Annotated in this window: 34 protein-coding genes and 2 pseudogenes; 16 read left to right on the forward strand and 20 right to left on the reverse strand. The window is 69.4% G+C overall.

Features of this window, described 5'->3' with window-relative positions; all coding sequences use genetic code 11:
• Positions 1-28: 28 nt before the first annotated feature.
• Together V6V16_RS03260 and V6V16_RS03265 are read right to left on the reverse strand one after the other, a co-directional pair.
• Positions 29-463, reverse strand: a complete 435-nt coding sequence (locus V6V16_RS03260) for an ATP-binding protein (RefSeq protein WP_334559306.1) — start codon at positions 461-463, stop codon at positions 29-31.
• Complete coding sequence (locus V6V16_RS03265; RefSeq protein ID WP_334559307.1) at positions 463-819, reverse strand: STAS domain-containing protein; 357 nt, start codon at positions 817-819, stop codon at positions 463-465. The genes V6V16_RS03260 and V6V16_RS03265 overlap by 1 nt, the downstream gene beginning before the upstream one ends.
• Positions 820-962: 143 nt before the next feature.
• Between V6V16_RS03265 and V6V16_RS03270 the strand changes: the two genes are divergently transcribed.
• From V6V16_RS03270 to V6V16_RS03280, 3 genes are all read left to right on the forward strand, one after another.
• Positions 963-3539 (forward strand): DEAD/DEAH box helicase, encoded by a 2577-nt coding sequence (locus tag V6V16_RS03270; protein WP_334559411.1) that lies wholly within the window; start codon positions 963-965, stop codon positions 3537-3539.
• Positions 3540-3629: 90 nt separating this feature from the next.
• Positions 3630-3836 carry a hypothetical protein gene (locus V6V16_RS03275; RefSeq protein WP_334559308.1) on the forward strand — a complete coding sequence of 69 codons (207 nt, stop codon included), beginning with the start codon at positions 3630-3632 and terminating at the stop codon, positions 3834-3836.
• Positions 3837-4073: 237 nt separating this feature from the next.
• Positions 4074-4652 (forward strand): hypothetical protein, encoded by a 579-nt coding sequence (locus tag V6V16_RS03280; RefSeq protein WP_334559309.1) that lies wholly within the window; start codon positions 4074-4076, stop codon positions 4650-4652.
• A 301-nt stretch (positions 4653-4953) separates the two neighbouring features.
• Here V6V16_RS03280 and V6V16_RS03285 read toward each other — a convergent pair whose 3' ends face one another.
• The 7 genes and pseudogenes from V6V16_RS03285 to V6V16_RS03315 form a co-directional block, all read right to left on the reverse strand.
• Complete coding sequence (locus V6V16_RS03285; protein WP_442934020.1) at positions 4954-5382, reverse strand: Rv3654c family TadE-like protein; 429 nt, start codon at positions 5380-5382, stop codon at positions 4954-4956.
• Entirely contained in the window at positions 5379-5777 is a 399-nt protein-coding gene (locus V6V16_RS03290; protein WP_334559311.1) for a TadE family type IV pilus minor pilin, read from the reverse strand. The genes V6V16_RS03285 and V6V16_RS03290 overlap by 4 nt, the downstream gene beginning before the upstream one ends.
• On the reverse strand, positions 5774-5902 hold the full coding sequence (locus tag V6V16_RS03295) for a DUF4244 domain-containing protein (protein WP_208418639.1): 129 nt from the start codon (positions 5900-5902) through the stop codon (positions 5774-5776). Before V6V16_RS03295 ends, V6V16_RS03290 begins: the two co-directional genes overlap by 4 nt.
• Before the next feature lie 67 nt (positions 5903-5969).
• Positions 5970-6701, reverse strand: a complete 732-nt coding sequence (locus V6V16_RS03300; RefSeq protein WP_334559414.1) for a type II secretion system F family protein — start codon at positions 6699-6701, stop codon at positions 5970-5972.
• Positions 6702-6757: 56 nt separating this feature from the next.
• Positions 6758-7585 (reverse strand): annotated as a pseudogene (locus V6V16_RS03305) (type II secretion system F family protein); the annotation flags it as partial.
• Between the two features lie 557 nt (positions 7586-8142).
• On the reverse strand, positions 8143-9354 hold the full coding sequence (locus V6V16_RS03310) for a TadA family conjugal transfer-associated ATPase (protein WP_334559317.1): 1212 nt from the start codon (positions 9352-9354) through the stop codon (positions 8143-8145).
• Positions 9351-9524 (reverse strand): annotated as a pseudogene (locus tag V6V16_RS03315) (septum site-determining protein Ssd); the annotation flags it as partial. The gene V6V16_RS03310 and the pseudogene V6V16_RS03315, both read right to left, overlap by 4 nt.
• A 41-nt stretch (positions 9525-9565) precedes the next feature.
• Here V6V16_RS03315 and V6V16_RS03320 point away from each other — a divergent pair.
• The 3 genes from V6V16_RS03320 to V6V16_RS03330 all read left to right on the forward strand — a co-directional run bounded on the left by V6V16_RS03320 (position 9566) and on the right by V6V16_RS03330 (position 11836).
• Positions 9566-11050 carry a recombinase family protein gene (locus tag V6V16_RS03320; protein WP_334559319.1) on the forward strand — a complete coding sequence of 495 codons (1485 nt, stop codon included), beginning with the start codon at positions 9566-9568 and terminating at the stop codon, positions 11048-11050.
• 127 nt (positions 11051-11177) lie between these two features.
• Positions 11178-11447 carry a hypothetical protein gene (locus V6V16_RS03325; protein WP_334559321.1) on the forward strand — a complete coding sequence of 90 codons (270 nt, stop codon included), beginning with the start codon at positions 11178-11180 and terminating at the stop codon, positions 11445-11447.
• Complete coding sequence (locus tag V6V16_RS03330; RefSeq protein ID WP_334559323.1) at positions 11444-11836, forward strand: hypothetical protein; 393 nt, start codon at positions 11444-11446, stop codon at positions 11834-11836. The genes V6V16_RS03325 and V6V16_RS03330 overlap by 4 nt, the downstream gene beginning before the upstream one ends.
• A gap of 53 nt (positions 11837-11889) precedes the next feature.
• Here the strand turns inward: V6V16_RS03330 and V6V16_RS03335 are convergent, their stop codons facing one another.
• The gene (locus V6V16_RS03335) at positions 11890-12519 is read right to left on the reverse strand and encodes a hypothetical protein (RefSeq protein WP_334559324.1); all 630 of its coding nucleotides are present in this window, start codon (positions 12517-12519) and stop codon (positions 11890-11892) included.
• A gap of 55 nt (positions 12520-12574) precedes the next feature.
• Here V6V16_RS03335 and V6V16_RS03340 point away from each other — a divergent pair, with 55 nt between their 5' ends.
• From V6V16_RS03340 to V6V16_RS03350, 3 genes are all read left to right on the forward strand, one after another.
• Positions 12575-12892 carry a hypothetical protein gene (locus tag V6V16_RS03340; RefSeq protein WP_334559325.1) on the forward strand — a complete coding sequence of 106 codons (318 nt, stop codon included), beginning with the start codon at positions 12575-12577 and terminating at the stop codon, positions 12890-12892.
• A 183-nt stretch (positions 12893-13075) separates the two neighbouring features.
• The gene (locus V6V16_RS03345) at positions 13076-13276 is read left to right on the forward strand and encodes a hypothetical protein (RefSeq protein WP_334559327.1); all 201 of its coding nucleotides are present in this window, start codon (positions 13076-13078) and stop codon (positions 13274-13276) included.
• Positions 13273-13968, forward strand: coding sequence for a recombinase family protein (locus V6V16_RS03350; protein WP_334559329.1), 696 nt, complete (start codon positions 13273-13275; stop codon positions 13966-13968). The genes V6V16_RS03345 and V6V16_RS03350 overlap by 4 nt, the downstream gene beginning before the upstream one ends.
• Here V6V16_RS03350 and V6V16_RS03355 read toward each other — a convergent pair.
• Positions 13965-14222: a hypothetical protein gene (locus V6V16_RS03355; RefSeq protein WP_334559416.1), complete on the reverse strand. Its 258-nt coding sequence runs from the start codon at positions 14220-14222 to the stop codon at positions 13965-13967. The genes V6V16_RS03350 and V6V16_RS03355 overlap by 4 nt on opposite strands.
• A gap of 336 nt (positions 14223-14558) precedes the next feature.
• On the opposite strand from V6V16_RS03355, the gene V6V16_RS03360 reads away from it, so the two are divergent.
• Together V6V16_RS03360 and V6V16_RS03365 are read left to right on the forward strand one after the other, a co-directional pair.
• Positions 14559-14765, forward strand: a complete 207-nt coding sequence (locus V6V16_RS03360; protein ID WP_334559331.1) for a helix-turn-helix transcriptional regulator — start codon at positions 14559-14561, stop codon at positions 14763-14765.
• Between the two features lie 227 nt (positions 14766-14992).
• Positions 14993-15574: a hypothetical protein gene (locus tag V6V16_RS03365; RefSeq protein ID WP_334559332.1), complete on the forward strand. Its 582-nt coding sequence runs from the start codon at positions 14993-14995 to the stop codon at positions 15572-15574.
• A 73-nt stretch (positions 15575-15647) separates the two neighbouring features.
• On the opposite strand, the gene V6V16_RS03370 is transcribed toward V6V16_RS03365, so the two are convergent.
• The 9 genes from V6V16_RS03370 to V6V16_RS03410 form a co-directional block, all read right to left on the reverse strand.
• Positions 15648-15905 (reverse strand): hypothetical protein, encoded by a 258-nt coding sequence (locus V6V16_RS03370; RefSeq protein WP_334559333.1) that lies wholly within the window; start codon positions 15903-15905, stop codon positions 15648-15650.
• A gap of 713 nt (positions 15906-16618) precedes the next feature.
• Complete coding sequence (locus V6V16_RS03375) at positions 16619-16816, reverse strand: hypothetical protein (RefSeq protein WP_334559334.1); 198 nt, start codon at positions 16814-16816, stop codon at positions 16619-16621.
• 479 nt (positions 16817-17295) lie between these two features.
• Complete coding sequence (locus V6V16_RS03380; protein WP_334559336.1) at positions 17296-17958, reverse strand: hypothetical protein; 663 nt, start codon at positions 17956-17958, stop codon at positions 17296-17298.
• The gene (locus tag V6V16_RS03385) at positions 17955-18290 is read right to left on the reverse strand and encodes a hypothetical protein (RefSeq protein ID WP_334559338.1); all 336 of its coding nucleotides are present in this window, start codon (positions 18288-18290) and stop codon (positions 17955-17957) included. Before V6V16_RS03385 ends, V6V16_RS03380 begins: the two co-directional genes overlap by 4 nt.
• A complete protein-coding gene (locus tag V6V16_RS03390; protein ID WP_334559339.1) occupies positions 18287-18676 on the reverse strand; it encodes a hypothetical protein in 390 nt (129 codons plus the stop codon). Before V6V16_RS03390 ends, V6V16_RS03385 begins: the two co-directional genes overlap by 4 nt.
• Positions 18676-19176 carry a hypothetical protein gene (locus V6V16_RS03395; protein WP_334559341.1) on the reverse strand — a complete coding sequence of 167 codons (501 nt, stop codon included), beginning with the start codon at positions 19174-19176 and terminating at the stop codon, positions 18676-18678. The genes V6V16_RS03390 and V6V16_RS03395 overlap by 1 nt, the downstream gene beginning before the upstream one ends.
• 61 nt (positions 19177-19237) lie before the next feature.
• Positions 19238-19729, reverse strand: a complete 492-nt coding sequence (locus V6V16_RS03400; protein ID WP_334559342.1) for a hypothetical protein — start codon at positions 19727-19729, stop codon at positions 19238-19240.
• Complete coding sequence (locus V6V16_RS03405) at positions 19729-19944, reverse strand: hypothetical protein (protein ID WP_334559343.1); 216 nt, start codon at positions 19942-19944, stop codon at positions 19729-19731. Before V6V16_RS03405 ends, V6V16_RS03400 begins: the two co-directional genes overlap by 1 nt.
• Positions 19941-20165, reverse strand: a complete 225-nt coding sequence (locus tag V6V16_RS03410; protein WP_334559344.1) for a hypothetical protein — start codon at positions 20163-20165, stop codon at positions 19941-19943. Before V6V16_RS03410 ends, V6V16_RS03405 begins: the two co-directional genes overlap by 4 nt.
• A 316-nt stretch (positions 20166-20481) precedes the next feature.
• Between V6V16_RS03410 and V6V16_RS03415 the strand changes: the two genes are divergently transcribed.
• The 5 genes from V6V16_RS03415 (at position 20482) to V6V16_RS03435 (ending at position 23811) form a co-directional block, all read left to right on the forward strand.
• Positions 20482-21183, forward strand: coding sequence for a hypothetical protein (locus tag V6V16_RS03415; protein WP_334559346.1), 702 nt, complete (start codon positions 20482-20484; stop codon positions 21181-21183).
• 62 nt (positions 21184-21245) lie between these two features.
• On the forward strand, positions 21246-22028 hold the full coding sequence (locus tag V6V16_RS03420; protein WP_334559348.1) for a hypothetical protein: 783 nt from the start codon (positions 21246-21248) through the stop codon (positions 22026-22028).
• Between the two features lie 392 nt (positions 22029-22420).
• Positions 22421-22678, forward strand: a complete 258-nt coding sequence (locus tag V6V16_RS03425; protein WP_334559350.1) for a hypothetical protein — start codon at positions 22421-22423, stop codon at positions 22676-22678.
• A gap of 171 nt (positions 22679-22849) precedes the next feature.
• A complete protein-coding gene (locus V6V16_RS03430) occupies positions 22850-23482 on the forward strand; it encodes a hypothetical protein (protein WP_334559351.1) in 633 nt (210 codons plus the stop codon).
• 101 nt (positions 23483-23583) lie between these two features.
• Positions 23584-23811: a hypothetical protein gene (locus tag V6V16_RS03435; protein ID WP_334559353.1), complete on the forward strand. Its 228-nt coding sequence runs from the start codon at positions 23584-23586 to the stop codon at positions 23809-23811.
• The last annotated feature ends 509 nt before the right edge of the window (positions 23812-24320 follow it).

Genomic DNA, 24320 nt, shown 5'->3' on the forward strand with positions numbered 1-24320 from the left:
CGCCCTCCGCGAGGGCAGGTGGGTCGGCTCAGCGGCCGACGGGCCAGACCATCCGCACCTCGGTGCCGATACCCTCCTCGACCGGGCGGACCTGGAGATCCTCCACGAACCCGGCCAGCAGCGCGAAGCCGACGCCGGTGGTGAGGTCGTCCTCGTCGAGCGACTCGTTGGCGAGCTGGTCGGCGTCCAGCGCGGCCAGGCCGAGGCCGGCCTCGATCGGCGCGCGGTCCACGACCCGCACGGCGTACGACCCCGAGTCGGACATCTCGACGAGCACCGGCTCGGGCACGCCGTACTGCCGGTGCAGGGCGACGGCACGGGTGCACGCCTCGCCGATGGCCAGCCGCACCTCGTCGAGCAGCTCCTCACGGACCCCGGCCCGCCGGGCGACCGCCACCCCGACCAGGCGCGCGGTGCGCACGTGCACCGGGGCCGGCGAGAACGAGAGCCGGACCGTGGCCATCAGACGCCAGCGCCGGCCGGATCGGCACCGATCGCCGCGTCCACCGTGGGATGCAGCGGGAAGACCTGGTCGAGCGCCGTGATCCGGAAGATCTTGAGCAGCGGCTCCTTGTCGCAGACCAGCGCGAACGAGCCGCCGGCCGCGCGGAGCCGTTTGAGGGCGCCCACCAGCACGCCCAGCCCGGTGGAGTCGAGGAAGTCCACCCGCCCGAGGTCGACCACGACGTGGCGGGCCCCGCCGTCGATCATTTCGAGGAGCCGTTCCCGCAGCCGGGGGGCGGTGTAGACGTCCACCTCACCGCCGACCTCGAGCACCGTGTGCTCTCCCACGGTGCGGGTCGCCAGCGACAGCTCCATCGGTCCTCCCTCGCAAGAGCCGTAAACTCTCCTGGGCATCTAACCATCCCCGCCGGAGGACGGCTCCAGCTCACCGGCGGAGGCCTCCCCTTACCCCCACCCCACGCTTTTCATCTCCGAACACCAGTGCGAGAGTGCAGGACGTGACCTCCGGCTCGACACCGCCAGCACCGCGCCCCGAGCCGGTGCCGTCGCCCGAGGCCACCGTCTCCGCGGGTGCCGGCGGCCGGCGCGGGCCCGCCGACCTGCTGGGCCGGCTGCGCGCCCGCGGTGCCGGCGCCGACCCGGTCACCCACGTCGAGCGGGTGCCGGCACGGGCCGGCGAGCCCGCCCCGTGGCCGCACTGGGCGCCGCGGGAGCTGCGTGCGGCGTTCGCCCGGCGCGGCGTGACCGCGCCCTGGCGGCACCAGGCGGAGGCGGCCACCCTGGCGTACGACGGCCAGCACGTGGTGGTGGCCACGGGCACCGCGTCCGGCAAGTCCCTGGCCTACCAGCTCCCCGCGCTGGCCACCCTGCTCGCCGACCCCCGGGCCACCGTGCTCTACCTGGCACCGACGAAGGCGCTCGCCGCCGACCAGTTGCGCGCCGTCGCCGAGCTGGAGCTGGAGGGGGTACGCCCCGCCTGCTACGACGGCGACACCCCGCGCGCCGAACGGGAGTGGATCCGGCGGCACTCCCGGTTCGTGCTGACCAACCCGGACATGCTGCACCACGGCATCCTGCCGGGGCACGCCCAGTGGTCCGGTTTCCTGCGCCGGCTCACCTACGTGGTGATCGACGAGTGCCACACCTACCGCGGCGTCTTCGGCTCGCACGTCGCGCACGTGCTGCGCCGCCTGCGGCGGCAGTGCGCCCGGTTCCGGAGCACACCCGTCTTCGTGCTGGCCTCGGCGACGTCGGGCGATCCCGCGACGGCCGCCGGGCGGCTCACCGGCCTGCCCGTCGCCGCCGTCACCGAGGACACCTCGCCGCGCGGCGGCGTGACGTTCGCGCTCTGGGAGCCGCCGCTGCTGCCACCGGACTCCGCGGCGGACCAGCAGGCGGACCTCACCCAGGTCCGCCGGTCGGCGCTGCGGGAGACGGCCGACCTGCTCGCAGACTCGGTCGCCGAGGGCGTACGCACCCTCGCCTTCGTACGCTCCCGGCGCGGCGCCGAGGTGGTCGCGGCGAACGCCCGCCGCTCCCTCGACGAGGCGGTGCCCGGGCTCGGCGCCCGGGTGGCCGCCTACCGGGCCGGCTACCTGCGCGAGGAGCGACGCGAGCTGGAGCGCGCGCTGCTGCACGGCGACCTGCTCGGACTGGCCTCCACCAACGCGCTGGAGCTGGGCGTCGACCTGGTCGGGCTCGACGCGGTGCTGATCTGCGGTTACCCCGGCACCCGGGCCTCGCTGTGGCAGCAGGCCGGCCGGGCGGGGCGCTCCGGGCAGGAGGCGCTCGCCGTGCTGGTCGCCCGGGACGACCCCCTCGACACCTATCTCGTGCACCACCCGGAGGCGCTGTTCGGGCGGCCGGTGGAGGCGACCGTGCTCGACCCGGCCAACCCGTACGTGCTCGCGCCGCAGCTCGCCTGCGCGGCGGTCGAGGCGCCGCTGACCCCCGCCGACCTGGAACTCTTCGGCGACGGCGCGAAGGAGGCCGTGGACCAGCTGGTGGCGGCGGGGGCGCTGCGGCAGCGGCCGACCGGCTGGTACTGGCGGCACCCGGAACGGCCGGAGGTCGATCTGCGCGGCGAGGGCGGCGCGCCGGTCTGCGTGGTGGAGGCGGCGACCGGGCGGCTGCTCGGCACCGTCGACGGCGGCTCGGCACACTTCCTGCTCCATCCCGGCGCGGTCTACCTGCACCAGGGCGTCTCGTACGTGGTCGACTCGCTCGACCTGGCCGACGGGTGCGCGCTGGTGCACCCCGAGGAGCCGGACTGGTCCACGCACGCCCGGGACGTCACCTCGCTGTCGGTGGTGTCGGTGCGCTCGTACGTGGACGCCGGGCCGGTCGGGCTCTTCCTCGGCGAGGTCGACGTGACCAGCCAGGTCGTGTCGTACCAGCGGCGGCGCATCGCCACCGGCGAGGTGATCGACACCCGACCGCTCGACCTGCCGGCACGGGAACTGCGTACGGTCGCGGTCTGGTTCACCCTGTCGCCGCGGTCCCTGGCGGCCGCCGGCGTGGAGCCCGCCGACGTGCCGGGCGCGCTGCACGCCGCCGAGCACGCCGCGATCGGGCTGCTGCCGCTCACCGCCACCTGCGACCGGTGGGACATCGGCGGGCTCTCCACGGCGCTGCACCCGGACACCGAGGCCCCGACGGTCTTCGTCTACGACGGGCACCCGGGCGGGGCGGGCTTCGCCGAGCGCGCGTACGGGACGGCGGCGGCCTGGCTGCGGGCCACCCGGGACGCGATCGCCGAGTGCGGCTGCGAGGCCGGCTGCCCGTCCTGCGTGCAGTCCCCCAAGTGCGGCAACGGCAACAACCCGCTCTCCAAGCCGGACGCCGTCCGGGTGCTGGACGTGGTGCTCGCCAACCTGCCCGACGGCGTGCCGGCCCCCCGCGCGGCCGGCGACGGGACGGGCGGCGCGACACCGGCCGGTTCCGTGACCTCCGGCGAAGCCGCCGCCACGGACGGTGAGGGCGCACCCGACCACGGCGGCGTCCCGGGCGGCGTCCCGGGCGGCGTCCCGGGCGGCGTCCCGGGCGGCGTCCCGGGCGGCGGGAAACAGGCATAGAACCCGCCCCGGCGGGGCAAGTGACGATATGGGAGCGCTTCCATCGGTGCTCGCGGATCCCTGTCGTCCTTCCCGCCCGAAGGAGGAATCGTGGCCGACACCATCGCCGAGACCGTCGACCTGCTCTACACGATCGACCAGGAGAAACTGACACCCGACCAGCAGATCGCCCTGGGATCCGCGCTGGCCACCCTGGCGCAGGCCGAACGACTGGACCAGATCAACGAGCGGCTGCGCAGCATCCACCAGGTGCTCAACGCCTGGGCGCTGAAGGCGACCGTCGACGGGGGCCGGTGAGCCGGGCCGGCCGGCCCCGGTGGCGCCCCTCGGCTCCGAGGCGGCCGGCCGGCACCGGCGCGGCGATTCCACCCCGACGCCGGCACGACCACGGCTCTCCCACCCTCGTTGATCCGCCTGAGAGATCGGGTACGCGGCCGGCGGGGCTGGCCTGACGGCGGTGGGCGGCACACGACCTGCCGCAGGTGGCCTGCTCGAAGCTGTGCGACACTCCGGCCACCCCTCGAAGGAGATCCCATGCAGTTCGACAACTTGCAGGCCCAGCAGCAGTTCCACATCCGGCAGCGGCTCCGGATGATGGTCAACCAGTACGAGGTCCACGCCGTCGCCCCGGACGGCTCCGAAGGTGGGCTGCTCGGGTTCGCCCAGCAGAAGCGGCTCGCCTTCAAGGAGCAGGTGACGATCTACACCGACGACTCGAAGCAGCAGCCGCTGCTCGGGTTCAAGGCCCGTCAGCGCCTCGACATCGGCGCCACGTACGACGTGACCGACCACGCCGGCAACCCGATCGGGCTGTTCCGCAAGGACTTCGCACAGTCGCTGCTCCGCTCCACCTGGCACGTCGAGCAGGCCGGCCTGCCGCAGGTCACGGGCCAGGAGCGCAGCATGCCCGTGGCGCTGCTGCGCCGGTTCGTCGACTCGCTGTCGTGGCTGCCCTACCACTTCGACTTCGTCGCCGGCGGCCAGCCGGTCTTCTCCGTCATCAAGCAGTGGGGCCTGCGCGACCGGTACGTGGTCCAGATCCAGCACCCGCAGGTCGACCGCCGCCTCGTGATCGCGATGGCCATCGCCCTCGACGCCCTCCAGGGGCGCTGACCCACCCGGGCCGGGATGCCGACCACCGTCACCCCGGCCCGCCGGCACGGCACGGGCCGCGCCCGGTGCCGTTCCGGGCAAATCGGCGGGTGCCGTCCGGGCGATCGGCGGGTGCCGTCCGGGTAGTCGGTCGGTGCCGTCGGGCGATCAGCCGGTGCGGTCGGGCGATCGGCCGGTGCGTCCCCGGCGTCTGCTCGAGTCCGTCCCGGACGCTGCCCCTCGGCCCGGCACCGTCCCTGCGGGAAGCGCCCACCCCGCTCCCGGCTCGCTCAACCGCCGCCTCTCGCCGGCCGCCCCGCGGTCAGGCACGGACGGGACCGGCTCGGGCGCCAGCCCGCGCGGCCCGGGTCAGGCCGGGCAGCGGTTCGACGATCACCTCGGCGGTCACCAGGACGTCGAGGCCGTCGAGTCGGCAGGCGAGGAGCCGCCCACCGTTGGCGTTGGCGATCTCGGCGGCCCGCCGGCAGGCCAGAGGCTCGCCCAGCAGGGCCTGACCCGCTCCCGCCAGCGCGCCGAGGTCCGCCGCCACCCGGGCCTGCTGCCGGGCCGTGCCGGCCGCACCGACGGCGGCGCCGAAGATCCCGGCCACGACGAACGCCAACCCCACGGCGAGCACGCAGACGGTCGCCCCGCCCCGCTCCCCCGCCTGCCGCACCGCGCTCCCCCGCACCGACGTCGCGCTGGTCGGGGCCTCCAGGCCGCGCCGGGACGCCCTCGCGACACCGGTCATGGCCCACCCCCCGGCGCCACGGAGCCCGGGACTCCCGCCTCGGCGACCCCGGGCTCCATCGCCGCGACCGCCGTCGCGGTCACGGAGATCCGGGGCAGCCGGGAGCCGAGCGCGCGTACGGGCGCCCGCACGGTCGCGACGACCTGCCGGCCGTCGACGGTGACGGTCACCTCGGCACCCTCCGGAACCGCGCCGCCGACGGCGGCCGCCCCGTCGGCGCCCCGGGAGGCGGCCAGCGCCGCCTCCCGGGCCGCGTGCAGGCAGCCCGCCCTGGTGCCGACGGCGTTGACCGCCGACAGACCCGTGAGCAGGAGCAGGAGGAGCGCCGGCAGGCCGGCCGCCAGTTCGGCGGTGAAGGAACCCCGATCGCGGCCAGCCGGCCGGCGCCGGGTCACTTGAGTGCCCGGTCGATGACAGCGGTCAACGCGGACTGCACGTTGCCCGAGGTCAGCACCTTCAGCAGGATTCCGGCGAAGGCGACCGCGGCGAGGGTGCCGACGGCGTACTCGGCGGTGTTCATTCCCGCGTCCCCGCGCAGGCGGGACAGGAGTTTGCGCACGTGCGTCTTCCTTTCCTAGAGGGGGTGGTCAGAGCACGTCGCCGAGGACGGCGACGATCACCGGCACCAGACCGGCGAGAATGAAGGCCGGCAGGAAGCAGAGCCCCAACGGCAGGACGATGAGCACGCCGGCGCGACGGGCGGCTGCCTCGGCGGCCGTGGCACGGTCGGCGCGGAGGTCGTCGGCGAGGCGGGTCAGCGCCCCGGCCAGCGCGGCTCCGCTGTTCGCGCTGCGGAGCACCGCGGCCGTCAGCCTCTCGGCCCCCGGCACCGCCGCGAGCGGGGCCCACGCCTCGTCGGGGCCGCCGCCGAGGCGCAGCAACCGGCCCACCCGGGCAAGACGGTCGGCCAGCGGACCGTCGAGCGCCTCCGCCACGGCGAGGACCGACCTGTCCACCGGCGCTCCCGCCCGCATCGCCGCCGCGAGCAGGTCGGCGGCGAGTGGAAGATCCGCTGCCTCCCGCAACCGCCGAACCCGGGCGGCCGGCGGCTCGATCCGCCGGAGCAGCCGGTCGAGCAGCAGCACCGTCGGGCCGGCTCCCACCACTCCGGGCCAGCCGCCGACGACGACGGCCACCGCCACGCCGCCCAGGCACGCGGCGAGGCGAATGACGTCCGGCTGCCGCCAGCCTCGGACGCCGCTCGTCGCGTCGTCTCCCGAGCCGGCCGGTGGGCGGGGCGCGGCAGCCGGACGTACGCCGGCCGGCGCCCTGCGCAGCGCACGCAGGCGGCGCAGGGGCCGCCTACCGGCGACGAGCATCGCGGCGAACAGGGCCACCGCCACCACGAGGCCGACGGCCAGCGCCACCCGAGGCATCAGGTCACCCGTCCCGGCGCCGCGCCGAGCCGCTCGGCCCAGAACAGCCCCGCGACCTGGAGGGCGATCGCGGCGACCGCGCATGCCCCTCCGACCGGGGTGTGCAGCAGCACCGACACCGGGTCGACGCCGATGCCGTAGCCGAGTCCGATGCCGCCGAGCGGGAGGGCGGCGAGCAGCCACGCGGTGGCCCGAGCGCCGGCGGCCTGGGCCTCCGCCGCGGCCAGTCCGCGGTCGGCCGAACGGGCGTCCGCCTCGATCCGCTCCAGCAGTTCCGCCAGCGGCGCACCCGTCTGGTCGGCGAGGCGGACGGCCGCGCGGGCCAGCCGTTCCAGCCGGCACGACCCAGCGCGCCCGTCGCCGGTGGCCGCCTTCTCACCCGGGCTGCCGGCCTTCGTCGTGCCGGGGGTGAGCCGCTCGGCGGCGACCGGAACCGGAAGGCCGGCGCGCAGGTCCGCGGCCAGTCCGCAGAGCTGGTCCAGCCGACGCCGTCGGGTCCGGAAGGCGTGCTGGCCGTCCCGCCTGCGCAGCAACGCGCGGGCGGCCAGCACGCCGTAGCCGCCGAGGGCCACTGCCGCTACCGGACCGGCCAGCAGCAGGCCCGCTCCGCCGCCGACCGAGGCGACCAGCAACAGGACGCGCCGGGGCGAATCCGTGAGCGGGCTCGTCCGGAGCCGGCCCGGCCGCCCGCCCTCGCCGGTCGGATCGGCCACCGCGGTGGGGCGGCCGGGTGGGACGGCCGCCGGGGCCGGCGTTCCCCCGGGGCGACGGGCGTCCCGCCGAACGGGTGGTCGGTCCCGGCCCGGGTCGCCGGGACGGGCGGGTTCCGGCCGGCGGGTCGGGCCTCGGGTCGTGCCGTTGATCCACAGCCCTGGCGACCGCTCGGCCATGTCCCGCGGCTCCCGCCGCGTCGCCCCGCGCGGCCCGGGCGCAGCCCGGTCCTGCACCGGCTGACCGGTCACCGGTGGGCCCGCCGCCTCGGCCTGGCGCGCTGGGGCCAACCGGGGCGCGGGCACCGGACGACCCGCGGGTGCCAGGTCAGGAACCGCCGTCGGGTGGGGCGCGTCGGCCGCGATGCCTGGACGGGCGACCCGAGTCGGCGGGTCGGAAGATCCGGCTCCTGCCGGCAGAGGTCGATCGGCCGGTGCGCCCGGTGCAGCCGGGTGTGAAAGGCGCCGGTCGTCGCGTGCCTCGGCGATCTCGGCATCCTGCCAGGGCGTCCGGCGCAGTTCCGTGACCCAATCGACGAGCGGGTCGTCCGCGCCGGTCCGCGCGCTCCGCCGGACGCCGTTGGCCGGCCGGCCCCGCCGGCCGTCGCGCACAGCCCCGGCCCCCAGCACCGCGACCACCGCCGCGAGCAGTGCGGCCAGCGCATACGGGGCGGTCACCTCGGTCCCGCCGATCCGGGCCACGGTTCACACAGGACCGGCGGCACCGGTACGGCCCGCTCCCGCAGCAGTGCCACGAGCGCACCGGCGGCGGGGCCCGGACCGCGCCCGCGTACCCAGGCGGGAACCGCGGTGACCAGCCGATCCGGGCCCTCGGGCAGCAGCAGGCAGATCGACTCCAGCACCCGCCCCTCGGCGCTCCTGCGCACCTGGAGCAGCACCTGGAGCGCGGCGGCCACCTGGGCATGGAGCGCGGCGCGAGGCAACCCGCCGAGCATCCCGAGCGCCTCCAGGCGGGCCGGCACGTCCGAGGGAGCGTTGGCGTGCAGCGTGCCGGCCCCGCCGTCGTGGCCGGTGTTCAGCGCGGCGAGCAGGTCGACGACCTCCCCGCCCCGGCACTCTCCGACCACCAGCCGGTCGGGGCGCATGCGTAGGGCCTGACGCACCAGGTCGGTCAGCCCGACCGCGCCGGAGCCCTCCACATTCGCCGTCCTCGCCTGCAACCCGACGACGTGCGGGTGTCGGGGGTGCAGCTCGGCCGCGTCCTCGACCAGCACGATCCGTTCGGTGGCCGGCACCAGCCCGAGCAGCGTGTTCAGCAGGGTCGTCTTGCCCGTGCCGGTGCCCCCGGCCACCAGGTACGCCAGCCGCGCCGCCACCAACGCCGACAACACCGGCGCCACCGGGCGGGGCACCGTCCCCTGCCCCACCATCTCGTCGAGGCTGAAGGGTCGCTGCCGGAAGGTGCGCAGGGACAGGTAGGGACCGTCGGTCGCCACCGGTGGCAGTACGGCGTGCAGCCGGGTGCCGTCGGGGAGCCGGGCGTCCGCGTACGGGGAGCCGTCGTCGAGCCGCCGGCCGGCGCTGGCGGTGAGCCGCTGGGCGAGCCGGCGCACGTCGTCCACCGTGCCGAGCGGCACCGCGACCTGGTGCAGGCCCCGCCCCCGGTCCACCCAGACGCGGACGCCGTTGACCAGCACGTCGGTGACCTCCGGGTCGGCCAGCAGCGGGGCCAGCGGACCGGCGCCCACCAGGTCGTCGCGCACCTGGTCGGCCATCCGCAGCACGGCCGTGTCGCCGAGGACGGCAGCGGTCGGCTCCGCCCGTACGGCGGACACGATCGCGGCGGGCGTGACCGGGGTCGCCGCTGCCGCGATGCGCTGCCGGACGCGGGCGGCGAGGGTGTCGCCGTCGGAGGGCCCGGTCACGCCGCACCCGCCGCCGGCGCGCCGGTCAGCTCGGCGACGAGCCGCTGGCAGAGCGCCGCCAGCGGCCCCCGGCCGTGCGCGGCCGGCGCCTCGCCCCGCTCCAGCCCCCGGACGAGCGCCGGCTCCGGCCGCAGCGTGCCGGCGAGCGGGAGCGCGAGGGCCCGGGCCACGACCCATTGCACAATAACGGGCTCCCGATTACGGTGCCGCCATGGCACCCCGACGCGCAGCGAAGTACCGCCGGATCAGCGACGACCGCGAGGGCCGTGAGCTGGGCATTACCCGTCAGGACGAGGACCTTGATGCGCTGGCCGAGCGCGAGAACCTGGTGTACGTAGCGGACTACGTCGACAACGACATCAGCGCCTCCACCCGGTCAAAGAAGCGCCGAGACGACTACGAAGCCATGCTTGCCGCTGCGCGTGCCGGTGAGTTCGAGGTCATCGCCGCGTACACCACCGGTCGCCTGACCCGCCGCCCTCGTGAGCATGAGGACCTGATCGATCTCGCCGTGGGTCACGGGATCGAGTTCAAGTACATCCGGTCGCCATCGTTCGACCTGACCACCGCGCAGGGCCGACGCATCGCGCGAACCCTCGCTGCTCAGGACGCGGGTGAGGCCGAAGAGATCGCGGAACGGGTAGAGCGAGACGTCAGACGCCGGGCTGAGGCTGGCGAATTCCACGGCGGTACGCCGCCCTTCGGCATCGACGGCGACCGCGAGATCGTCAAGGGCAAGCTGCGGTACGTCAGGTTCCGGCACCACACCACCGACGCGCCACGGGTGCGCGATGCAGTGCGCCGGCTGTTGGCCGGTGAGACGGCTTACGGGATCGCCAAGGAATTCGGGATGCAGCGCCGGACCCTGCTGCGTGCCTTGGTAAATCCCGCCATCGCTGGGCTACGCGAGTACAACGGTGAGCTGTTCCCGACGCCTTGGGAGCCGATCGTGGACCGCGACGACTGGGAGCGGGTGTGCGAGATCCTGGCGGTCCCGTCCCGGCGCAAGAGCGAGACCAACCAGCGCAAGTACATGTTGTCGGGGCTGGTCTACCACGAGTGCGGGCACCGGATGACCTCGACCAGCGCAACAAGCAGCGACGGAAAGACCTACGAGTGCACCAAGGTCTCCGGGGGGTGTGGACGAGGGCGGATCGTCATGCACCCGCTTGAGTCGTACATCGCTGAACAGGTCTTCGTTCGGCTCGACTCTCCCGCGCTACGGGCAGCTATGGCCCGCGACCGGGAGGGCGTGGACGACACCGAGCGGGAGCTACGGAAGGCCGTCCAGGACGATGAGGACTCCTTGACGCGCCTCGGGGACGAGCGGGACGACAACCTGATCAGCGAAGCCGAGTACCGCCGACGCCGGGCACGACTGACAGACCGCCTGGAAGCCAACCGCGCCGCGCTGGACAAGGCAACCAGGAAGCGCGCCCACACCCGCCTGCCGTCCGGAACCGAGTTGCGCAAGGTCTGGGCCGGCCGCGACGACGTATGGAAGCGCACCATCCTCGCCTCCGTCATCGAACGCATCGAGATCGGCCCCCAGCCGATCAACCCGGAGACGGGCCGGTTGTTCACCAGCGCACCCCCTAGGCGACGAGGTGAGGACGAGGACGCCTGGCGTCAGCGGTTCGAGCTTCACCGGGCGAAGGTGTTTTCCGAGCGGGTCACCGTGACGTGGCTGGTGTGAGGGGCCACGGATTCCGCAACTGCCGATTCTGTTCCAAATGGAATTGACTAACGTAAACCCCGGATAAAACACTCAGTGCGATAATGCCAGTATGGCAAGCATTGACTTGGTCGCTCGCCTCCGCCGGATGACCGATCTGACCGAGGCCGACGAGACCTACACAAGTGATCTGCTCGGGCTGATGATCGATGACCTGGGTATGGAGATGGCTGCCGCCCAGGTGTGGCGGGAGAAGGCGGCTAAGTACGCTGGCCTGGTGGACGTGACCGAGAGCGGATCGTCGCGGCGGCTGAGCCAGCTCTACGACCAGGCGCTCAGCGTGGGGAACTCCTTCGTGCCGGACCCGACCGACGACACGCGGGGACGTTCCTTCACCGTGGACGTGGAGCGAGCATGAGCACGTTGTTGGAGACTCAGCGGCGTATGACGCTCGCACTGATCGACCACGACCCAACGGAAGCGGTCCTGATTCCGCGTGTGAAGACCTTAACGGGGTCGGGGGCGTCCACGTACACCGACGGACCGCCACGGGCCCCTCAGCGGTTCAAGTTGTCCCTGCTCAACTACGATCAGCGCCCGGATGTCACGCTGGCGGGGGGTGTGGTCCGCAAGGCGGATTACCACCTGATCGGTCCACACGACATGGAGATCGAGATCGGGGACCACTGGACCGGGCCGGATGGCACACGGTACGACGTGGGGAACCTCCTCGAGGGGTGGGGCTACATGAGGAAGGCTTCCGTGGTCCGGACGCTGAAAGGCGAAAGGGTGGTTCCTGCGCTATGAACGAAGAGGAAGCGGGCAACGGTAGGGCACCCGTCCACACTGGCGTCGGCGGGTCACCGTGACGTGGCTCGTCTGATCCGGTAACCGATGTAGTCGGGCAGCTTTCGAAGCCCGACCAATGAAGCCTTACCCCAGTAGGACAGCCATATCCGTAAGCCGGTGGCTAGCCGGGGATTCGGCAGGAACTTCCGAGTCGGCAGGTTTAGGCCGGAACGATGCCAGGACAAGCCCGCAGAATCCACGAAGTTGATGGAACAGTAGAACTCTTCTTTCAACAAGTCAGAGTCACGAACGGGCCACCGCAGCGCGGCAGTCCAGGCCACGTCGTCCTGGACCACCGAGAAGAGAGCGGGTTCCTCACCGATTGCGTCAAGGTAGCCCGTCACGTAGAGCCGAACCGTCAGGTTGAAGATCGGCATGCTGCTGTAGTTGTTGATTAAGCAGCCGACGTGCGTGATCTCATCTGACCGCTCCCCGTCCCTCTTCATTACCACCGGCCGAGCAACCACCAACCTCGCCTGTGCCGCCTCGTTATCGCGCTGCTCCTCGCGACGTACGCGGATCTCATGGCGGAACAGCAGCCCCGTGAAGATCACGGCGGCAGTCGACATCACGAGACCGGCCAGACTTCCCCATGCCTGCATCCAGTCGGTGATCTTTGGGACCTCTTCAGCAGCGAGCACCGAACCAGGGTAGGGCCGCCTGTCCACTCTGGCTTCCGTCCGCCATCCTGACGAGGTGACCACTCCCTCGCAGCCTGCCGCCCCAGCCCGGTCCTTTGCCCGAGATGTCTTCGTAAACGTTCTCGCCAATCTGATAGCTGCCGCGATCATCTACCTCTTGGCAGTTCTTAGCGGCTACCTGAAGTCGAACCCGCTCATCCTTATCCTGGCGTTCTTAGTCGTGGCGTTTGCGTGCATCCCCGCCGGCCTGTACTCGACGCTCTGGTCCGACCGACGTCATACGAGAATAGGCGACCTATGGGCCTTGGCTTCATTTGTGGCCATCGCGGCCGCAATTGCTACATGGAAGATAGCCGACATGCTCCAGCAATAGCAGCAGGCCGATGAACGGCACGGCGTGAGCAAGTCAACCGTTCACCGCATGATGTCGAGCCAGTCCTGGACGTAAGTCTCCAACATTTGGAGCCCTAAGTCTAAGACTATGTGGGAGGAGGGTTAGACCAGGTGAGCGCCCCTCTTACGTTGGCCGGGCAACGGACCAACCAAGGAGGGCACCATGACCGATCCGACCACCGCTGACGCCAATCCGACCCCCGCGAAGAAGGCGAAGGCCACCGCGGCTGAGCCCGAGTTCGCGCCGAAGGTCACCGACAAGGGGCGCCTGGACCACTCCGACTGCGGACACGAGCGCACTCTGGCCGGTCGGTCGGCCTGCCGGGCGAACCACAAGGCCGCTCAGGAATCCGCCGCCAAGTGACCCGCACGATGCTCGCCTACGTGCGGCGGTCGAAGAAGAACCGCAAGCGACCCGACGATCCGGCGTACGGGATTGAGGCACAGCGCACGATCATCGAACGGGCTGCCGATGCGAACGGCTGGCGGTTGGTGTGGGCTCCTGCCGACGATGGTGCTACGGGTGCCCACACCCGCCGGGCTGGCCTGACATGGGCCCTGGATCAGCTCGCGGCCGGACACGCTGACGGCCTGGTCGTCGCCAAGCTCAACCGGCTGTCGCGGTCGGTGGCGGACTTCGCCGAGGTGCTACGGGTGGCGAAGAAGCAGCGGTGGTCCGTCGTCGCGCTCGACCTAGGCATCGATACGTCTACCGTTAACGGTCGTTTGGTGTCCAACATCGTCATGAGCGTCGCCGAGTGGGAACGGGAGATCATCAGCCAGCGCACCGTGGAAGCGCTCGCGGAGGCCAAGGAGTCCGGCGTCAAGCTGGGTCGTCCGATCCTCGTACCGAAGCCCGTCATCCGGCGCATCCGCCGGCTGAGGTCCAGCGGCCGCACCTTGCGGGCCATCGCTGACCAGCTCAACGCCGATCAGGTGCCGACCGCGCACGGCGGCGACCGGTGGCACAGCTCCACGATTCGGGGCGTTCTCAGCCGGTCCGGCGGAGATCCGCACGCCCGTACCCGTCCGACGACACCCGTCCCGGTGGGTTAACGCCTCTGCGGCGATCTGGACCGCCTCTGTTGCCCGACCGGCACGGGGGCGGTCAACCCCGCCGATTGCACGAAGATCGACCGACGAGCCACGGCGTCGCCTCGGGCATCGAGCTGGTACCCGTCGAGCCAGATCCACCCGTCGTAGGTCACCCAGTCGAGCACGCGGATGACCCGGAAGAAGATCGGGTTGATGAACTGCACGCTGGCCTCTCGGGTCACGTGGAGCAGGTCACCAGCGCGGGGTGTGGTCACCGCCAGCCCCAGAGATGACGGAACCTGCGCCACGCCCTGATCTGATCGCGAGCGGCCTCGACCGCCGGACACTGACCGGCTTCCGTGCACTGACCGCAGCGGCCGTGACGGTGGTAGTCCAGCCGAGACCAGGCCATTTGCACCAGGAACGGCACTTCTCGCATCTCGCCCCCCGGGGTCGGGTTACTGCGGCACCCCGCCCCACCGAGCCCAGCTCCACCAGGGCGGGGGCACCGCGTGACCGATCACACACCGTCAGGCATGGGGGTGTCAAATTAGGGACCCCCGATCGGGGATCCCCTTTCGGGGAGATGAGTCCGTGCATACGTTCAGGGCATGGATCGAGGGCCGGGGGACCTGATGGGGCCCTACGAGATCGCCCAACGCTTGGGCGTCACCCGATCGCGGTTTCAGCAGATCGTGAACCGGCCCACCTTCCCGAAGCCGTACCGGGAGCTACGCGGCATGAAGGTGTGGCTGGCCGAAGACGTCGAGGCGTGGATCAAGGAGTACCGCCAGCCTCGCCCGACCGACGAAGACTGACCGGCTGGGCCCAGGCGCGGACGGCGCACACTTTCAGCTTCGTGTACGGTCAGCCCCATTTGCGGCTAGGCAGCACAGGGGGAGCCTTGAACCTGCCAGATTTGGACGCCACGGACTACGCCGCCTTCGGCAGCTACCTTGCCATCTTTGTAGGTGGTTTCTTGGCTTGGCGGCAGCTACGGCACTCTCAGAAAATCCACCGCGAGCAAACCCGACCTTACGTCATCGTGGACTTCGAGTTCCGGAGCATTCTGGTCTACCTAACGATCCGCAACATCGGCACGACTATCGCCCGAGACGTGCGGATAACCTTTGACAAGAAGCTTGAGTCATCCCTCGGCAAAGACTCCGAGCTGAACGATTCGCCGCTATTCCGCGAGCCCATCCCGATGATCGCACCAGGTAGGAAGATCAGCGTCTTGTTCGACAGCTACAACAGTAGGGCGGGGGATAAAGAGCTTCCCATGCAGTACACCGTCACACTGAAGTACAGAGACACGGACGGCAAGCGCCACGTCGACCCGCCCTACCCCCTCGATCTCGCCATGTATGAGGGTTCATCGCTTGAGCCCAAGGGCATCCCCGAACTCGTGGATGAAGTGCAGAAGGCGCGAAAGACGATGGAGAAGTGGACCCAAGGCATAAAGGGGCTTCGGGTCCACACCATCGATCATGAGAAGTACGAGAACCGAAACGTTCGACCTCACATCCTGCGACACGCCGGCCAGGTCCGGCGCGAAAAGGGATGGCTAGGACTCGGCCGCTGGGCGCTCGATCGACAACTGCGCATCCACGGCTGGAAGCGTTAACCCGCACGGCGGCGTGCCGGGTGTGGTGATCGTCAGTGACCACACCCGGCTACCGCAAACGTCCGTCGACTGATCAGCCGGCGTTGCCGAGCACCAACCGCGTGCCCTCGCTGATCTCAGTCGCCCACTCAGTCACCTCGGGCTCACCCAGCGGCTCGCCCCCGGCCGCACGCCACCGGCTGGCCAGAGCGTCCTTGACGACATCGACGGGCTGCCCTCCGTACTCCTCGAAGACCGAGTCGAGGACTGGCTGCATCTGGCGGTTGAAGTTCTCGACCGCCTCGCGACCGATCTTGTCAAGGGCGTTCTGGTCGAAGCTGAAGCTGGCCAAGGCGATCTCCGTCCGTTGGTGGGTACTCCTCTGTGGAGGCCAACCCACTCGGCAGGTAGAGCATTCCCCGGGCCGAGACGATCACCGACGCCACCGGAATAGCTCAGCCACGGCCTTGATGATGCTCGGCCGGTCCTTCGGGTCGGTGCCGCGAAGGGCCAGGGCTGTGATGACGATCTTCCCGGCTACCGGCACTCCGATAGCAGCAGCAACGACATACGGGCTTGCCCCGACGAACGGCTCAAGATTCGTGAGCCCCACGATTCACGTCTCCTCGCTTCAGACCGAGCGAGGCACGCAGGACTCAGCTCGGCCACGACAGGCCAAAGGCTGAGGCCCCGCGCCGACTGCGCAGAATCCCAGGTGTTCCTCTGGCCCTCGTCAGTTTCAGCAGAGTCTTCGGGGTCGCATCTCGCCGGTCGTCGGCACCGACGGGACGCTGATTCGAGGGCGGGCCAGACGCCGTCCACGGGGGGACGGACACTTGCCAACAGCGTACCGGGTCAGCACAAGACCGCATCACGGCTCGCACCGTCAGAACTGCCTCCTCCTACGCTGCCCCTCCGGCAACGTCGACGCAGGGTCAGCGCCCGACCCCTCGTCACGATCAGCATCCCGAGCGTCCAGTGGGCGTCGTTGTAGGTAAGGAGCACCGCCCGACCGACGAGGACTGACCGGGCAGGACGTAGCCCGCCCGGCCAACCACCAGCCGATCACGGCGATCGGCGGAACCACGACCCCAAGCGGAACAGCTCCCCGAGCGCCTTGAGTACGGCAGGCAGCCGATCCGGCGGAATCTTGAACAGCGCCACCACGGCGACGATCAACCTCGGCACGGCGTAGACCCCGGCGAGCACAATCAGAGCCCAGGGTCCAGCAGTCAGAATCGGCTCGATGACCGATAGCGCCACTGTCTTGCCCTCCCTCACTCCGGTCGAGTGAGGCGCGCAGGCTCAGCTCGACCAGTACGTAATGACTGGTGAAGCCGAGTTCCTGCGCCGATTGAGCAAGATCTCAGAGTGGTGCTTACGGGTCTTACGTGGCGGTGGCTCCTCCATCCCCTGACCCCCGCCAATCGGCAGCGGAGCGGGGTGACCCTGGAGCTGCAATTCTCCGGGGTCGATGGGTTCTCTATCTCGGTGTTGATCCGTGTCCAAGCGGACCGACAACCAGCAGCATACCGGGCCCGCGCGACACGATGCGAGCGTGAAGGACTCTCAGGTCACGCTGACGCCCGAAGATGGCCGAGGCGAGGTGGCCGGATCGCTGATAGTCCGCCGGCTGTCCAACACCCCGACCGTGACGGTGGGAGGCGCTGGCTAAGGGTGTTCAGTTGGCCGTAGAGGCGTTGGCACCGTGCGGCGGACGTACCGGACGGGTGCGCCGGGGATCAGTACGGCTGGACGGTGATGACACGGTTGGCGAAGAGAGCTGATGAGCGGCTGGTCCGGTACTTGGGTATGAAGTTGTACACGCCGGGGAACAGCCCGTCCACGAAGACCTGCACCGAGCTGCGCCCGTGCACCGCTACCGTTCCGGTTGTCGTCCCTCCGCCGATCGAAAGGCTGTCGAGGTCGTCCGGTGCGATAGCGAAGCTGCCGTCAGACCTCATGATCTCGACGCCCATGAGCGCCGTGCCTCCGGCAGGTGCCTCGATGTAGGCCGTGAGGGTTACGATCGCCCGGCCGGTCTCGCCAATCGTGACGTTGTTGAGGACCGGACCCACACCATCGCTCAGGTTGGCGTAGGTCGTGGACGAGGTCGTTCCGACAGTGTTCATCACCGCCTTCTTCGGCCCGAAGATGAAGTCTTCGAGCTTGACCAACTCCCCCGCCTCGTTGACCACCGCGAGCCCGTAGTCCCCGTCGCTCAGCTCGCCCATCTCGGCTTTGACCGGCCCATAGGTCCGACCGTTGTTCACCGTCGAGCCCGGCCCGCTGGGATCGCCGTGGATGCGGATGCCTGCGCGGGGTGTCGCGCCCGTGCCGCCACCAGCGATTACGACCTTGCCGCCTGCGCCATCTCCGCTGATCTCAACCGATACGAAGCTCATGCCGGTTCTCCTTCCGGAGGAGTGACCATGTACTCCCACGGCACGAGCAGCGCTGCGAAATGGTCCGGGGGCAGGTGCTCCTGGACGGCGTACGCCCCAGCAGCGTCCATAGCCACCGCCACTGCCGCCCACGCCGCATCTCGGGCGGGGCCGGGCGTCTTGATGTCCACAGCCGAAAGGGCCGCTGCCTTGGCCTGACTGCGTGCCACAGACCATGTCGGGTGAGACAATCCGTTCGGCACGTTCCGCAAGGCGGCGGCGTCGACCGCGCGGGCCTGGGCCTCCGGCGTCAGTGCCGCAGGGATGCCATCAATGAATTCACCTAGCGTCATGACGCTTCCTCTCTTTCGTACACGACCCCAGGGCCGTAGAACCCCACGGGACGCCCCTCCATCGGCCAGCACGAGCCATCCACCCCCGGTGTGGGCAGGCCCATCCGCCGGGCGACCACACCCGCTCGCTGGGTGAACACCGGTCCGTGATCAAACTTGGAGCCCACCGCCTGGTGGACCATCTCGTGGATCAGCAGGTCCGCTACGAGAAGCGGGTACGGCAGCAGGTCGACGCGGACAGCGAGCCGTCCGTCGTCCGCCCAGCCGGCAAGGCGGTTCTTCCCCTTCGCGTCTGTGATGACGTGGGCAGCGAACAGAAGGGGTGGGACCAGCTCGCCTCCGAAAGCCTGAGCGTTGAGGTAGTCGTACAGCTTCTTGAGTTCCATCACTCATCGGTCCTCAGGTAGTGGGGCATCCGGTCCTCGTCGTCCACAACATCGGGCGGGATTCCGGGGTCTTTGAGGCGGGGAGGACCACCGGCAGGCGTGGGCGAGGTGTCCTGCCCGGTGCCGAGCCGCTGCTTGACCGTGGCGAGCGCAGAGTCGAGCAGGGTGAGAACCTCAGCCGGCGTGTGCGGGTTGGTCGCCAACTCGGCGAGGACCTTGCCCAGGACTTCCGGCCTCGGCTTGGGGGCAGAGAGCGTGGCCTCCTTGTGCCTACGCAACGCCTCAGCTTCGACCTGCTCCTTCCGCCACTCGGGTGTCCGACCAGAAAACGAACCTCGTCTGTCCCGCGGCTTTCCCTTAGCCAGTTCCTCGTCGTCCCACTCAGACACAGGCTTGTAACCGGCCTCCTCCAACATGGCGAGGTCTCGTTCCAGGTCGTCGCCTCTCCGGAGCCGCTTACGGATCTCCTTCGGCTTCCGCGACAGTTCCCGCTTGCCCACACCGCACCTCCCGTGTGCGAAGGGAGGGCCAAGCGCGGTAGCTCGGCCCTCTCCCTGGTTGTCAGTTCCCCTGCTCCTGCGCCTGGCGCACGTAGTCGCCGAGCGTGCGACCGGAGTTCGCCATGACGACGAACCGCCCCCGCAGGTCCGCCTCGGCCTCTTTCTGAAACTCGTGCAGCGGCTTGGCGTGGAGGTCAGCGAGCTGGTTGTCGTCCTCGGTCAGCGACCGGTGCAGGTTGGACAGGCGTTCGTGTTCCTTGACGAAGTTCCGCATCCTGCCCTCGGCTTCCTGGGGCGTGATGCGTCCTTCCTCCAGGTCCGTCTTGAGCTGCCGAAGCTCCTTCGGCCCCTCCTTCTTCGCCCGGTAGACGAGCTCCTCGTCAGCCTCGTCCCGGGCCTCGATCCCGGCCCGATACTGCTTCTTCCTCTGGATCCGCCACTCCTTCCGAGCAGCGGCATAAGCCCGCTCCAGGACGTCGCGGTCGGCGGCGTTGAGTTCCGCCCGGTCGATCTCTGCGCGCATGTCAGCGAGCCGCGTGACGTTGAGGTTCATCAGTAGCTCCCGTGTGGTGAAGGCGCCTGCTGGTCGGTGTCGACGTGCGCCAGGTGGTCGATCGGGTCGGTCTGGTAGATCGCCCGGAGCCTCTCCGAGGCGGTCGGCTCGTGCGGGTACGGCTGCGGGTCGCCGTCCACACCGCCGAACTCGCTTCCGCCCGTGCGATCGACGAGGGAGTTCAGGTGGTTGGTGGCCGACTGGTAGGGGTTCATGACTTGCTCCCCATTGCGGGCTTGCTCCCCACTGCGAGCCAGCGGTTGAGGTCAACGCCCTGCTCCTCGATGTCGGCCTGGTCCCCGGCCAGCACCTCCGCAGTCCGGTACGCCTGCCGGGCCTTCGCATGCAAGATGGCGTCCTCCACCTCGCTGATCGTTCGATGGAACAGGCCCAGCGCGGTCACGCGCCCCTCTTCGTCAGCCCTCTCGTGCGGCATTCGCCACTCCTTCGTTAGTCATGCGGCTTTCCCATTCCTTGTCCACCAGCCAGCGAACGGTTCCCGCCAAGGAATCCGAACGCCGCGCGGCAAGACTCTTCAACCGGAACCGCTGCGCCTCTGACATCGAGACATCGAGCGACACCGGGAACTCCGGCAGTTTCCCCCGAGCGCCCATAGCGCTCCTTCCGGTCCGTCAAAACGTTCCGGGAACCATTTTGCCGCACATTCTGGGAGTTTGATTCAGGAGCCGTTCGCCTAGACGAACGGCGTTAACTAATTGAGGGCGTCGGACGACCGAGGTAGGCTGCCAGACATGGGGTGGCAGGCATGGCTCAGTGGGCACGAATACGACCTTGAAGACCTCGCACGTCTCTTCGCTTCCGGGGACACGCGAGTGATTCGGGATGGCGAGGGCCACTATCTAACCTCGTCCGTTATCGATGATCGCCCTCAAGGTGTGGCATTCTACGAAGCAGCACAGATCGCGTTAGCGCTTGTGAACGGCGCTGGACGAGCACACGACAGCTCTTTCAAACCCGTCAGGCTCACGGGCAGGTACACCGATGGCGACAAGACGCACCACGTCGTCAGCGTCGAGGGCATCGAAACGAGGAGCCGCGCAGGAATCGCCACCGTTACCATCCCCGGTCAGGCTGTAGCGCCACCACCGCCACCGCCCGGCCCCACCCTTGTCGCCTTAGCGATCCAGCATCCAGACGTCTCGGATGCCCTAATGCTGCTTGGCAAGCCCGAGCCGCTGAACTGGGTCGAGCTATACAAAGTCTTCGAGGTCATCCGTGACTCGGTCAAGCCCACACCGCTGGACAAGTCGGGCTTGGCGACGAAGGACGAGATCAGCGCGTTCACCGGCTCGGCCAACAGGCCGGACGTCAGCGGCCCCGACGCGAGACACGCCCGCATGGGCGGCGGCCCGCCACAGCGGCAGATGACCCTTAGGGAAGGCCAGGACTTCATTAGCCGACTGGCTAAGGCGTGGATGGAGTCGCTGCAGTAATTATTTGCGCCGCCTGGTAATCGACTGGCAGGGACGGCCGATTAGGCGTACGGTGGCCGGCTGTGACGGACGAAGAGCGGGAGTTGATCCACGACCTCTTGAAGCAACTGCGGGTCGCCGAGCGGTGGGCGGAACAGGACTCGCCCCCGGTTGAGCCGGGCAGCTCGCTGGCAACGGATAACGCGCGGACTGACCCCCACCAAATCAGCCACGCCGTCATCTACTCCATCGGGGTAGCCGTGGACCACCTGCATTCGATGCGGATGGCGCTAACCGGCACGGGTGACGGGAAGATAGGTCTCCACACCTACGCTCCTTTCACCCTGACGCGCGGCGCCCTGGAGAACGCCTCTGCCGCGATCTGGATGCTGGCTCCCGGCAACCGCCAAGAGCGCATCCGACGCCGCCTCTGGTACGAGTTGGCAAGCATCAAGCAGGCCGAGTCCCTGATCAAGGAGGCCCACCGCCCAGACGGCGGAACGATCCAGCGCCGGAGGGATCGGGTGTTTGGTCTTGCCGACGCAACCGGCATCGATCGCGCGAGACTGAAGGGGAAGCCGTTCTACGAGGACTACCTAACCGAAGCAGGCCAGGTTACCGAGCTTGTCGACGGCGAGACCAACCTCGTCTACATCATGTGGAAGATGTGCAGTGCTGTAGCGCACGGCGACAGCTGGATGCTCCCCTTCTTTGACTTGGAGATGGTCGGGTCGCACGAGCCAGGCGTCGGCACCTACCGGGTCACAGCTCCCACAGAACTGCTGCATTCGGGGGTACGGGCTGCGATCCTCCTGGTCGACCGGGCCCAACACCTCCTGGCTCAGCGAGGCACCGCCCACCTCTAACAGGAATCGCACGTTGGCTGTCCACACCGCCGGTCACGCTTCGTGGTCGGATCCTCAGCCCGCCTCAGAGAGGTTGGCACAGTCGCGGATGCACCGACCGCTGGGGCAGATCAAAGGCATGAGTCCCCAGAGGAGTTACACCGCCGCAGAGAAGCCCAACCACGTGCCCCGGGACTGCCCCGAGTGCGGAGAGCAGGAGGAGGTCCGCGGCTGGACCGAGGAAACCCGCATGGGCGTTATGGACACTCTCTACCTACCGAACGATGCCTGCACCAACACCGACTGTTCTCGCGGCCGGCGGTCCGGGCGCTGGTGATGGCGAGGCCGGAGATGTGAGAAGGTCGCGCCTCGGCGATGATGCCCCTCGACGTCAACCTAGGAAGGCGATCACCTTGGAAGCAGACATTCAGTACGCGCTGATGAAGGCGGCCTACGAGGCCTGGGAGACCAACCAGGGGCAGCAGGTGGAGGGCTTCGACAACATCATCGTTATCCCTGACGCCGTTTTGGCCGAGGCCGAGGCCCTCGCCGCCGCTGAAGGTGCAGTCCTAGACCAAGGTCCGCTGCCCAAGTTCTGGATTGAGCATGAAGGCCGGCGCGCGCAGATCGCATGGATCGTCAGACCGCACACTCCGCCCGTCGAGAGGTGACCGCTGCCCGGCCGAGCCCCAAACCATCGTGGGAGCCGTTCGGGTATGCCCCGGACCCGTACCCCGATCCCCGACCGGGCGTGCCACGGTCTGTGGACGCCTGGAGACGGTTGCCGCGCGTGCTGATGGGCCGGGTGGGTCGCCCCGGACGGTGGCCGTCAAGATAGGCCGGTGACCAAGCTCTTGGACTGGATCGCTCGGCGGCTGGCCCTATGGATGACAGCCAGCGCGGCTCTGACCCTGGTCTCCGGTGTATTGATCCTCAACGCACAGGCCGGCATCGATTGGGGAGATGCCCCGGCTTGGGCGGCCTTCGCCGTCTCGCTCGGGGGTACGGGCATCGCCCTTCACGCCGCACGGTCTTCCAAGACTGCCGCACGGGCCGCCGAGGTCTCAGCCCAGGCGGGCGTGCGTCAAGCAGCCGCAGCAGAAGAGCAGGTTTCCATCGCGAGGCGGACCTTGGAGTTAGCCGAGCAACAGGGTGACCCGAAGGAGGCGCCGGTTCTCATGGATCGGCTCAGGGATGCTCTCACCGAGGAGCCTCCGTATGTTGCCTGGTGGCTTGGGCAGCGATCGAAGAACACCTACATTCTGCGCAACATCGGCACCGACACCGCCCGCACGGTAGAGATCGACCAGTCGCGGATCAAGTGCGCTGTGAGGGGTGCTACGACGGCCGACGAGATCGCACCACAAGCCTCGATCGAGATCCTCCTGATGCCCGCGTGGGGAGCGCCGAAGCCCAATGAGCTCTGGGTGCGCTGGGACGGCCACCCGGATTGGAAGGCGGTGCCGCTCCCGTAATCGAGGCCACCACACCCCCCGCCGAGAGATGGCCGGTGTACTACGAGCGGCCGCCGCGCCGGTGGCTTGGTCTGATGACCTACTGCTGCGAGGATCGACGCGTGGCTGATGACTTCGAGAAGACTGACCGGAACCTCAAGGTCACCTTGGACCTTGACAACCATCTCACCTGGGGCGAACTGATCCGCTTCGTCAACCTGGCACAGAGCGCGGGCAACGTGTCGCCGGACCAGCCGGTAGGCATCGAGTACGACCCGAACGAGTCGCTGCCGCTGATCAACGGCCTGTTCGTCTACCTCGACGCCGAGAGCATGTCGCAGGGCTCTTGATCGAACCTTCAGCCCGCCCCAGAGACGTTGGCAGGGTCCGGGGTCATGTGGGACACCCGCGACGGGTGGACGGGGCTCTGCACGCCTCTGAGCACGCTCCACACACGCGATGGGTCGGGTTGGTGGACGGTTCCAGCCACTAGAGCACCGACAGTCGAAGCGCCGACCCTTTATCTTCAGGAGTTGTCTCGACGCTCGACCCACTCCGAGCGGGACATGCATCACCGGGTGGACGGGGTTGGGTGTCCCGTCCCACGGCGTGTGTATGTATGGGGACATTGGGACACCATTGATCAACACAACGTTTTCCCTGGTCAGGGGGCCTATTGATCGGTCGTCGCTTTGGATCATGGGACACTCCCCCAACGGCCGACGACAGCCGCCACAACGTCCCTGACCAGGCAAAACGGGGTGTCCCACGGTGTCCCACGATCAGTAGGACGCGGGCGATTCTTAGGGTCTCTGACCAGGCAGAATGCACTGTCCCACGGGTGTCCCATGATCAAAGT

This window comes from Micromonospora sp. CPCC 205561 (assembly GCF_036906775.1).
In the GTDB taxonomy this organism is placed as follows: domain Bacteria; phylum Actinomycetota; class Actinomycetes; order Mycobacteriales; family Micromonosporaceae; genus Micromonospora.

Bases quoted from the DNA above. Each gene is read 5' to 3' on its own strand.
- V6V16_RS03260 (WP_334559306.1), bottom strand. From the start codon at position 463: ATGGCCACGGTCCGGCTCTCGTTCTCGCCGGCCCCGGTGCACGTGCGC.
- V6V16_RS03265 (WP_334559307.1), bottom strand. From the start codon at position 819: ATGGAGCTGTCGCTGGCGACCCGCACCGTGGGAGAGCACACGGTGCTC.
- V6V16_RS03280 (WP_334559309.1), top strand. From the start codon at position 4,074: ATGCAGTTCGACAACTTGCAGGCCCAGCAGCAGTTCCACATCCGGCAG.
- V6V16_RS03285 (WP_442934020.1), bottom strand. From the start codon at position 5,382: ATGACCGGTGTCGCGAGGGCGTCCCGGCGCGGCCTGGAGGCCCCGACC.
- V6V16_RS03295 (WP_208418639.1), bottom strand. From the start codon at position 5,902: ATGAACACCGCCGAGTACGCCGTCGGCACCCTCGCCGCGGTCGCCTTC.
- V6V16_RS03300 (WP_334559414.1), bottom strand. From the start codon at position 6,701: ATGCTCGTCGCCGGTAGGCGGCCCCTGCGCCGCCTGCGTGCGCTGCGC.
- V6V16_RS03320 (WP_334559319.1), top strand. From the start codon at position 9,566: ATGGCACCCCGACGCGCAGCGAAGTACCGCCGGATCAGCGACGACCGC.
- V6V16_RS03325 (WP_334559321.1), top strand. From the start codon at position 11,178: ATGACCGATCTGACCGAGGCCGACGAGACCTACACAAGTGATCTGCTC.
- V6V16_RS03330 (WP_334559323.1), top strand. From the start codon at position 11,444: ATGAGCACGTTGTTGGAGACTCAGCGGCGTATGACGCTCGCACTGATC.
- V6V16_RS03345 (WP_334559327.1), top strand. From the start codon at position 13,076: ATGACCGATCCGACCACCGCTGACGCCAATCCGACCCCCGCGAAGAAG.
- V6V16_RS03360 (WP_334559331.1), top strand. From the start codon at position 14,559: ATGGATCGAGGGCCGGGGGACCTGATGGGGCCCTACGAGATCGCCCAA.
- V6V16_RS03380 (WP_334559336.1), bottom strand. From the start codon at position 17,958: ATGAGCTTCGTATCGGTTGAGATCAGCGGAGATGGCGCAGGCGGCAAG.
- V6V16_RS03385 (WP_334559338.1), bottom strand. From the start codon at position 18,290: ATGACGCTAGGTGAATTCATTGATGGCATCCCTGCGGCACTGACGCCG.
- V6V16_RS03390 (WP_334559339.1), bottom strand. From the start codon at position 18,676: ATGGAACTCAAGAAGCTGTACGACTACCTCAACGCTCAGGCTTTCGGA.
- V6V16_RS03400 (WP_334559342.1), bottom strand. From the start codon at position 19,729: ATGAACCTCAACGTCACGCGGCTCGCTGACATGCGCGCAGAGATCGAC.
- V6V16_RS03405 (WP_334559343.1), bottom strand. From the start codon at position 19,944: ATGAACCCCTACCAGTCGGCCACCAACCACCTGAACTCCCTCGTCGAT.
- V6V16_RS03410 (WP_334559344.1), bottom strand. From the start codon at position 20,165: ATGCCGCACGAGAGGGCTGACGAAGAGGGGCGCGTGACCGCGCTGGGC.
- V6V16_RS03415 (WP_334559346.1), top strand. From the start codon at position 20,482: ATGGGGTGGCAGGCATGGCTCAGTGGGCACGAATACGACCTTGAAGAC.